General features: G+C 71.6%; 2 protein-coding genes and 1 pseudogene. 1 reads left to right on the top strand and 2 read right to left on the bottom strand.

Features of this window, described 5'->3' with window-relative positions; translation table 11 throughout:
• Positions 1-403 (bottom strand): annotated as a pseudogene (locus tag NON22_RS24045) (hypothetical protein); the annotation flags it as partial.
• A gap of 10 nt (positions 404-413) precedes the next feature.
• Positions 414-833: a universal stress protein gene (locus NON22_RS24040; RefSeq protein ID WP_257389513.1), complete on the bottom strand. Its 420-nt coding sequence runs from the start codon at positions 831-833 to the stop codon at positions 414-416.
• 393 nt (positions 834-1,226) lie between these two features.
• Between NON22_RS24040 and NON22_RS24035 the strand changes: the two genes are divergently transcribed.
• Positions 1,227-1,631, top strand: a 405-nt coding sequence (locus NON22_RS24035) for a response regulator (RefSeq protein ID WP_257389511.1), incomplete at its 3' end; no start/stop codon positions are given.

The following is a 1,631-nucleotide window of genomic DNA, read 5'->3' as shown; positions in this document are numbered from 1 at the left end:
GCACGGTGTCGGCGCATTCGGCGGCTTCCAGCAGCACGACGTGCTGCGCCGCGCGCAGCAGCGGCAGCGCCGCATGCAGCGCGCGGCGCGCCTGCAACGAGCCGTTCCAGCCCACGGCGATGCGCCGCGGCGACGGTGGCGGCGCGTCGTCGCGCGGAAGCAGCAGGCAGGGCCGCGCCGCGGCCTGTACCAGTTCGCGCAACTGCATCAGATCGGCTACGCCGTCGAGCAGCACCGCATCGACCCAGGCCGCCTGCCGGCTCAGCGTGTCGGGCGACGGCGCCGCGGCCTCGGCCCAGAGCTGCACCTGGCCCGTACCCGGCACGGCCAGGCGCCGCGCATAGTCCACGGCCGCCGGCCAGCGCTGCGGCGACCGGCAATAGACCAGCAGGTCGGCGTACATGACGGTTACGTCAGCGCACGATCAGCAGCGGCGTCTTGCAGGACTGCAGCACCTTGCTGACCACCGAACCCAGCAGCAGGTTGCGGAACACGCCGCGGCCGTGCGAACCCATGACGAGCAGGTCGAAGCGGCCGCGCGTGGCCGTGCGCGCGATCAGTTCGGCCGGATCGCCGACGAGCGACTGCTCGGTGAACACCAGGCCGGCGCGGTGCAGCAGCGAGCGCGCATAGCGCAGCGCCTCGTGCGAGTTTTCCTCGTGATAGCGCGCGACCTCGGCCTGGCCCAGCGCCGAGGCGACGCGCGCGGTCAGCGGCGGATCGACGTGCAGCAGTTGCAGCTTGAGGTCGGCGGCACGCGACCATTGCGCGATGACGTGCTTGACGGCGAGGCGGCTGTGCGCGCTTCCGTCGATGGCGAGCAGGATCTTCATGCGGATCTCCCGGGGTTCGGCGCGCCGTGACGGCGCAATGGCTCAGCCTGGCAGGCTGTCGAGGAACGGCCCGCCGGCGCGATCCGGAGTGGATCGTTCGAGAGTCGATCGCGCAAGCGATCGATTCCCGGCCGACGTGTGCAAGCTGTACTTGCGCCGTCCGATTCAGGAACGGGCAGGAACTCGTTGTCGACATGCTAGGGGTGGGCCGCCGCCGCGACGACGACAGCGCCGCAACGGACAGTAACAGTGGGTAACAGCGGCCGCCCGACCGCAGGATCGCCGCGGCCGCGTCGCGATTCCGTCATGGCTGCGGCGCCGTGCCGTCGCCGCGACTTGGAGACGGCCGCCGACCTTCCTATGATGTGGCCAGCTTGGTCGAAGCCTGGGCCCATGGAAACGGATGCGCTGCACCTGCTCGTCGTCGACGACGAGGACGAGATACGCGAGCTGCTGAGCCGCTATTTCGACAAGCAGGGCTTCCGCGTGAGCGCGGCGCGCAACGGCGCCGAGCTGCGCGAGGCGATCGCGAGCGAATCCGTCGACCTCGTGCTGCTGGATCTCGGCCTGCCCGGCGAGGACGGCCTCGCGCTGACGCGCCACCTGCGCGAGCACTGGCGCGGCGCCATCATCATCGTGACCGGCCGCGGCGACTCGGTGGACCGCGTGGTCGGTCTGGAGCTCGGCGCCGACGACTACGTGACCAAGCCGTTCGACCTGCGCGAGCTGCTCGCGCGCGTGCGCAGCGTGCTGCGCCGCAGCGCGGCGGCGGCGGCGCCAGCGACCAACGCGGCGCCG

This window comes from Tahibacter caeni, assembly GCF_024609805.1.
Taxonomy (GTDB): Bacteria; Pseudomonadota; Gammaproteobacteria; order Xanthomonadales; family Rhodanobacteraceae; genus Tahibacter; species Tahibacter caeni.
The sequence above is the reverse complement of the archived record's forward strand: the minus strand, read 5'-3'. Positions and strand labels throughout refer to the sequence as shown.

Coding starts and splice junctions, on each gene's coding strand:
- NON22_RS24040 (WP_257389513.1), bottom strand. CDS start 833: ATGAAGATCCTGCTCGCCATCGACGGAAGCGCGCACAGCCGCCTCGCC.